At 70.6% G+C, this 6,859-nt stretch carries 7 protein-coding genes; 2 read left to right on the forward strand and 5 right to left on the reverse strand.

Going from position 1 to position 6,859, the window contains the following annotated elements; all coding sequences use genetic code 11:
- Positions 1-18 precede the first annotated feature (18 nt).
- The 5 genes from E3T42_RS15170 to E3T42_RS15190 all read right to left on the reverse strand — a co-directional run bounded on the left by E3T42_RS15170 (position 19) and on the right by E3T42_RS15190 (position 4,757).
- Positions 19-978, reverse strand: a complete 960-nt coding sequence (locus tag E3T42_RS15170; RefSeq protein WP_134366781.1) for a DMT family transporter — start codon at positions 976-978, stop codon at positions 19-21.
- A gap of 338 nt (positions 979-1,316) precedes the next feature.
- A complete protein-coding gene (locus E3T42_RS15175; protein WP_134365540.1) occupies positions 1,317-1,976 on the reverse strand; it encodes a GNAT family N-acetyltransferase in 660 nt (219 codons plus the stop codon).
- A 397-nt stretch (positions 1,977-2,373) separates the two neighbouring features.
- Positions 2,374-3,660, reverse strand: coding sequence for an adenylosuccinate synthase (locus E3T42_RS15180; protein ID WP_134365539.1), 1,287 nt, complete (start codon positions 3,658-3,660; stop codon positions 2,374-2,376).
- Positions 3,661-4,155 (reverse strand): DUF3151 domain-containing protein, encoded by a 495-nt coding sequence (locus tag E3T42_RS15185; protein WP_134365538.1) that lies wholly within the window; start codon positions 4,153-4,155, stop codon positions 3,661-3,663.
- Positions 4,156-4,163: 8 nt separating this feature from the next.
- Positions 4,164-4,757: a TetR/AcrR family transcriptional regulator gene (locus E3T42_RS15190; protein ID WP_134403276.1), complete on the reverse strand. Its 594-nt coding sequence runs from the start codon at positions 4,755-4,757 to the stop codon at positions 4,164-4,166.
- Between the two features lie 206 nt (positions 4,758-4,963).
- Here E3T42_RS15190 and E3T42_RS15195 point away from each other — a divergent pair, with 206 nt between their 5' ends.
- Both E3T42_RS15195 and E3T42_RS15200 read left to right on the forward strand, forming a co-directional pair.
- Positions 4,964-5,671, forward strand: coding sequence for a hypothetical protein (locus E3T42_RS15195; RefSeq protein ID WP_174776175.1), 708 nt, complete (start codon positions 4,964-4,966; stop codon positions 5,669-5,671).
- Positions 5,668-6,859, forward strand: a 1,192-nt coding sequence (locus E3T42_RS15200; protein WP_194086020.1) for a YhgE/Pip family protein, incomplete at its 3' end; no start/stop codon positions are given. The genes E3T42_RS15195 and E3T42_RS15200, both read left to right, overlap by 4 nt.

Raw genomic sequence — 6,859 nt, forward strand, 5'->3', positions numbered from 1 at the left:
CGCGCCGAGTTCGACAGTTCAGGTCGAATTAGCCTCGCGCGCCAGTCGATCTGGACCGGAAGTGTCGACCTCGGCGCGCATCCGCCGCCCCCGCAGCGCCAGGGGCAGCGCCCGGGGCAGGCGCAGCCGCCGCTGTGTCAGCAGGATCCCGAGCAGCACCAGCCCCGCGCCGACCGGTTCATGCCAGGAGAACGTCTCGCGGAGTACCAGCACTCCGAGCACCACGCCGACCACCGGGGTGACGTAGGTCACGGTGGACGCGTTCGTGGGTCCCCAGGCGCGCAGCACGTTGATGTTCCAGATGTAGGCGACTCCGGTCCCGAGCGCCCCGAGGGCGACCAGGCCGGCGACGATCGGCAGGGTCAGCGCCACCGGATGCCACGCCACCAGCGGCGTGGCCACGAGCATGATCGCCCCGGCGAGCCCGATGTTGAGGAACGCGAAGGTCGCGCCCGCGATCGGCCGCCCGCTGAGGAACCGGCGGGTGTACCCGAAGGTGAAGCCGTAGCAGACCGCTGCGCCCAGGCAGGCCAGCTGGCCCCAGAGGTCGCCGGTCAGGGCCGCGTAGCGCCAAGGCCCGATGATCACGACCACCCCCGCGATCCCCACGAGGATGCCCGCCACCTGGGCTCGCGCGAGCCGCTCCACCCGGAACGCGAGCGTCGCCATCACCGCGGTCATGATCGGGGTGACGGCGTTGTAGATGCTGGCCAGGCTCGAGGACACGTACTGCTCGGCCCACGCGAACAGAAGGTGCGGCACGACGCATCCGGTGATCGCGATCACCAAAAAATGCAGCCAGACGATCTTCTCGCGCGGCAGCACCGGCCCGGTGGCCACCCGCGGCCGGCTGATCAGCACGATCAGGCCGAGGGTGAGCCCGCCCAGCACCAGCCGGGACCAGGCGACCTGGCCGAACGTGACGCCGTCCAGGGCGATCTTCATGAACAGGAAGCTGGATCCCCAGACCACACCCATGCCCAGGAACTGGAGGGTGACTAGGGTCTTCGCGGCGGCGGGGGCGTCTCTCACCAGCCGACTGTATCGCGCCCGGCCGGCGCGGGGTGCCGGTGCGGAACGCGTCGTCCGAAACCCGCCGGGGAATGGCAGGAGCGACCCGATCGCGCCCGCCATCCCTCTGCCGCACCGAACGAATTCGACGGAGATTTTCACGAAAACGGATGCTGCCGGCCGGTTTCCGGCTCCGGGCAGCACAATCTCCGTCGAATTCGTCAGGGCACGCAGCCCGGAGCCCGGAGCCCGGAGCCCGCCCCCACGCAGGCGCGGGGCTCGCGGCCCGCACCGGCACCGCGCCGTCAGGCCGCGTCGCTCGTTTCGAATGGCCGCTGCCGATACTCGACCGGCTGTGCACCGTACCCGTCGAGCCTCGCCCGCAGCCCGGCTCGCACCCGGGGCCACTCGCTGTCGAGGATCGAGAACACCACGGTGTCCCGCCAGCTGCCGTCCGCCCGGCGCCGCTCACGGCGAACGATCCCCTCATACGTGGCGCCGACGCCCGCGACGGCCGCGCAGGACCGCACGTTCATCACATCAGCCTGGATCTTCACCCGCCCGAAACCGTGGTCGAAGGCCAGCCCGAGCAGCAGCAGCTTCGTTTCCGCGTTGACGGCGGTGCCCCAGACCCGGGGATTATAGGCGGTCCATCCCAGGTGGGCCGACTCGTTCGCCAGGTGCAGGTCGCCGAGCGTGGACATGCCCACGAGGTCACCGTCGTGCGCACCACCCAGCAGGCGCACCGCGTAGGGCAGCCCTGCCCACTGCACGTAGGCATCCGCCCAGCCGGCGAACTCGCCGAGGCCGGCCCGCAATCCACCCGGTCCGCCGCCGAATCCGCCCTCAAAGACGAGCGGATGCGCGATCGCGTCACGCAGCTCCGGCAGCAGCGCTCGGGTGAGGGGTTCGAGCCGCACGAAGTGGCCCACGATGGCGATGCTCTGAGGTCGTTCGGCAGTCATTCCGACACTGTGGCAGCGCCAGGTTGCCGCCGAATGAACGGCAGCAGTCAGATCGTCGCGAACGAATTCGACGGAGATTTTCACGAAAACGGATGCCTCGGGCCGTTTCCCGGCTCCGGGCAGCAAAATCTCCGTCGAATTCGTCAGGGGCCGGGCTGCGGTCGGTGCGGCTTTCCCGGGCACGCGACCCGCCCGCCGCGCGCCCGAAACCGCAGGCCCGCCGCGCGGCCGAAACCGCACTGGCCGCACCGGCCGCGGAGAGCACCCCTGGCAACGACAGTGGCCGTTCCGGTCGAGAGTGACCGCCGGAGCGGGCACTCTCGACCGGAACGGCCACAGAAGCGAACGGAAAAGCACAGAAGGGAACGGGAAGCGCTCGGGACAAGTACGAACTACATCAGTCGACGAGATCGTGCCGCGAGATGATCGCGTCTCGACCCGGTCCGACGCCGATCGCCGAGATGCGCGCGCCGCTCATCCCTTCGAGGGCGAGCACGTAGGCCTGCGCGTTCCGCGGCAGGTCTTCGAAGGTGCGCGCGCCGGTGATGTCCTCGGTCCAGCCGGGGAAGTTCTCGAAGATGGGCTTCGCGTGGTGGAAGTCCGACTGCGACACGGGCACCTCGTCGAAACGCACGCCGTCGACGCTGTAGGCGACGCAGACCGGGATGACGTCGAGACCGGTGAGCACGTCCAGCTTGGTCAGGACGAAGTCGGTCACCCCGTTGATGCGGGCGGTGTAGCGGGCGACGGGGGCGTCGTACCAGCCGCAGCGGCGCGGGCGACCGGTGGTGGTGCCGAACTCGAAGCCGTTGGCGCGCAGGAACTCGCCGGACTCGTCGAACAGCTCGGTCGGGAACGGGCCGGCGCCGACGCGGGTCGTGTAGGCCTTGACGACGGCGATGATCCGGTCGATCCGGTTCGGGCCGATGCCCGATCCGGTGACCGCGCCGCCGGAGGTCGCGTTCGAGGAGGTGACGAACGGGTAGGTGCCGTGGTCGACATCCAGCATCGTGGCCTGGCCGCCCTCGAACAGCACGGTCTTGCCCTCGGTGAGGGCCTCGTGCAGCAGCAGCGCTGTGTCGGCGACCATCGGGCGCAGCCGCTCGGCGTAGCTGAGCAGGTCTTCCACGATCTCGTCGACCGAGATCGCGCGGCGGTTGTAGACCTTGACCAGCAGGTGGTTCTTCTGGGCGAGGGCGCCCTCGACCTTCTGGCGCAGGATGTTCTCGTCGAACAGGTCCTGCACGCGGATGCCGACGCGGTTGATCTTGTCGGCATAGGTGGGACCGATTCCGCGGCCGGTGGTGCCGATCTGGCGCTTGCCGAGGAAACGTTCGGTGACCTTGTCGACCGTGCGGTGGTACTGGGTGATAATGTGCGCGTTGGCGCTCACCTTGAGCCGGGACACGTCGACGCCGCGGGAGATCAGCGCGTCGAGCTCCTCGAAGAGCACCTCGATGTCGACGACCACGCCGTTGGCGATGATCGGGGTGACACCGGCGGTCAGGATGCCGGAGGGCAGCAGGTGCAGCGCGTACTTCTCGGTGCCGATGACGACGGTGTGGCCGGCATTGTTACCGCCGTTGAACTTCACCACGTAGTCGACGCGGCTGCCGAGGAGGTCGGTTGCCTTGCCCTTGCCCTCGTCGCCCCACTGGGCGCCGATCAGAACGATCGCTGGCATTTAGTTTTCTCCTCGGATAAAGAACGCCTCGGTGGGCGGGGCCGGGTCGGTGGCTCGGTAGCCGTCCGGCGTGATGGTCTGCTGGTCGATGCGGCTGATCGCGGTCGGATCGGAGTCGTTCAGGAAAATAGTCAGGCGGTCGAACTCGTCCTGCTCACCGATTTCGCCGGCGGCGCGGCGCAGCGCGTAGAGCGCGCGCAGCACACCGCGGTTGGGTTCGTGCGTCCAGCGCACCGGGCCGTGCCCGTGCCAGCCGGCCTTGCGCAGCGCGTCGAGGCCGCGGTGGTAGCCGACGCGGGCGTAGGCGTACGCCTCCAGCGTGCGACCTTCCAGGTGGGTGGCGTCCGCGAGCACGGCCCAGGCCAGGGAGGACTTCGGATGCTGCGCCACGACGCTTGCCAGCTCCTCGCCGGTGGTTCGCCGCAGAGCCTCGATCACCTCCGGTTCCGCGGGAAGAAGGGTCTCGGGCTGCTCAATCAAGTTGTCGCCGGTCACACTCGATCCTAACGCGGTGCGGGCCGATCCCCGCCGAGGAGCCCACCGGAGAGGGAGTCGAGGATCGCGGCGGCCACCTCGTCGCGGGGGCGTTCGGGCTCGAAGACCAGCCACTCGAGGCCGGCCATCAGCACCGCGCCGAACACACTCGACGCCATCAGGCCGCACGTGCCGTGGTCTCTCGACTCCGGTTTCGCCTCGGCGATCGCCTCGGCGAAGACCGTGAGGGCCTCGTGCCGCAGCGCGAACAGCGACTTCTGCCAGGTGCGGTCGGTGCGGAAGATCTCCGAGGCCATCAGCTTCGCCAGCGCAGGGTTGGATGCGATCCGGTCGAGCAGGGCCCCGACGAGCGCCTCGATGGCCGCCCGCCCCCGCAGGTCACCGCGGGCCGCCCGGAGGATCTCGGCGAGCGCACCGACCCCCTCCAGCAGCAGTTCCTCGAACAGTCGGTCCTTCGAGCTGAAGTTGTAGTACAGGCTGCCCTTGGCCACCCCCGCCCGCTCGGCGACCTCGTCCATCGTGGTGCCGCTGATGCCCTTGGTCGCGGCCAGTTCCAGCGTGGCGTCCAGGATGGCGCGCTTCGTTCCGGTGGCACGTGCCATGGGAGTTCCTTTCGCGATCGAGCCGACCAGCAGGAGCGCGAGAACGGCACCCGAGACCCACAGTCTAGAGTCGATGGCTCCGGTGCTCGGCTCGCGCAGACCGGTCACAGCCTGTGACGACGGGGTGATCCTCTCCCCCCGGGTTGCTTTTGTACTGACTAGTCAGTTAGCCTGAGGAACCTTCCCCCGAACACGAAGGCTCCAGCATGCGCGTCACCCTCAGCGAGGTCTCGAAGGGTCCGAACCGGGCCGCCCTCCCCCTCACCTCCCTCGAGTTCCACACCGGAACGGTCACACTGGCCCGGGCCGAGACGGAACGCCGCCCGACCGTGCTGGGCCTGATCGCCTCCGGCCGGATGCGCCCGGACTCCGGCACGGTCACCGTCGACGACCGCACCGATTACGGCGCGATCCGCAGCCTGGTCGCCCTCGTCGACGCCCCCGGCGTCTGCGAGCCGGCCGCGGACATCACGGTGGCCGAGGTCGTGGCCGAGGAGCTCATGTTCGCCGGGCGGATCGGCCACCGCCGTGCCGTGGCCCGGATGCTGGCCGCGTTCGGTCTGGCCGACGAGGCCCGCTCGAGCATGGCCGATCTGGAACCGGATGCGCGCATCCGTCTGCTGACCGAACTCGCCGTGCTGCGCGACGGGGTCGAGGGCCTCGTGATCTGCTCTCCCGACCGGCACGGCGGCGACCCGCTGGGCTGGTGGACGGTCACGAACGGGCTCAGCGCCCGCGGGTATGCCGTTCTCGTCATCGCCGGGGACGCGTCCGCGCACGCGATCGCGGCCCTCGACCCCGACCTGGTCGTGACGACCTCCGGCGAGGCCGTCTCCATCGTTCCGAGCGGGCCCGGCACTCCCGCCGCGAACCCCGCACTCACCCACGCCCACGCCGGAGCCGACGCCCGATGAAGATCCTCGCCATGGTCAGGGCCGAACTCGCCCGGCTGACCGCCACCGTGATGTCGCGCATCGCCCTGCTCGCCCTCCTGCTCGTGCCCGTGCTCTACGGCGGCCTCTACCTGTGGGCCAACCAGGACCCGTACGCCGGCCTCGACCGCGTGCCGGTCGCCCTGATCGTCTCCGACACGGGCGCCCAGGTCGACGGCGCGGAGCACAATTACGGCCACGAGGTGGCCACCCAGCTGATCGACGACGGCACCTTCGGGTGGCACCAGGTCTCCGCCGCCGCCGGCAAAGCGGGCGTCGCCGACGCGACCTACGACTTCAGCGTCACCATCCCCCGGAACTTTTCCGAGTCGATCGCCTCGTCGGCCGGCGAGACCCCCACCCGGGCCACCATCAGGCTGACCACGAACGACACCAACAGTTACCTCGCCTCCACCATCGGCAGCCAGGCGGCGCAGACCATCCGCGAGGCCATCGTCGCCAAGGTCAACAAGGAGGCCGCCGACCGGCTCCTGATCGGCCTCTCCGACGTGCGCTCGAGCCTGGGCACGGCCGCCGACGGGGCCGGCAAGGTGACGGATGGCATCGCCTCCGCCGGCACCGGGAGCACCAGCCTCGCCGATGGCGCCGCGCAGCTCGCCACCGGAACCGGCACGCTCGCCACGGGCACGGGCCGGCTCGCCACCGCCACCGGCCAGGTCTTCGACGGGGCGAGCGCACTCGCGACCGGGATCGGCAGCCTCGCGACCGGCACGGGTCAGGTGGCCGCCGGCGCCGGCCAGGTCTCCGACGGAGCCGCCGGGCTCGCCAGCGGGCTCGACTCGCTGGCCACCGGAACCGGCCAGGTCGCCGACGGCAGCACCGCGGTCGCCGCGGGCACGGAGAAACTGGCGGACGGCTCCCCCGCGCTGGCCGCGGCCGCCGACCAGGCGGACTCGGTGCTCGCCGGCGCGGCCGGCTCCCTGGTCGACGCCCGCGACGCCATCCGAGCGCGACTCACGGATGACGGCCTCAGCGCCGCGCAGATCGATGCCGTGCTCGCCCAGCTCGACCCGGTCGACGGCGGACTCGCCACCGGCCGCGCCCTCACCACCGGCCTGAAAACCCAGCTCGACCCGCTCCCGGCCTCGAGCCGGACGCTCGCCGCCGGGGCGGCACAGACCGCCGCCGGGGCGACCGGCGCGGCCGCCG

The sequence above is a fragment of the Cryobacterium sp. TMT4-10 genome (genome assembly GCF_004403275.1).
Classification (GTDB): domain Bacteria; phylum Actinomycetota; class Actinomycetes; order Actinomycetales; family Microbacteriaceae; genus Cryobacterium; species Cryobacterium shii.

What these genes read in the sequence shown, in the direction of transcription:
- E3T42_RS15175 (WP_134365540.1), bottom strand. Translation starts at nt 1,976, where the DNA reads ATGACTGCCGAACGACCTCAGAGCATCGCCATCGTGGGCCACTTCGTG.
- E3T42_RS15180 (WP_134365539.1), bottom strand. Translation starts at nt 3,660, where the DNA reads ATGCCAGCGATCGTTCTGATCGGCGCCCAGTGGGGCGACGAGGGCAAG.
- E3T42_RS15190 (WP_134403276.1), bottom strand. Translation starts at nt 4,757, where the DNA reads ATGGCACGTGCCACCGGAACGAAGCGCGCCATCCTGGACGCCACGCTG.
- E3T42_RS15195 (WP_174776175.1), top strand. Translation starts at nt 4,964, where the DNA reads ATGCGCGTCACCCTCAGCGAGGTCTCGAAGGGTCCGAACCGGGCCGCC.
- E3T42_RS15170 (WP_134366781.1), bottom strand. Translation starts at nt 978, where the DNA reads ATGGGTGTGGTCTGGGGATCCAGCTTCCTGTTCATGAAGATCGCCCTG.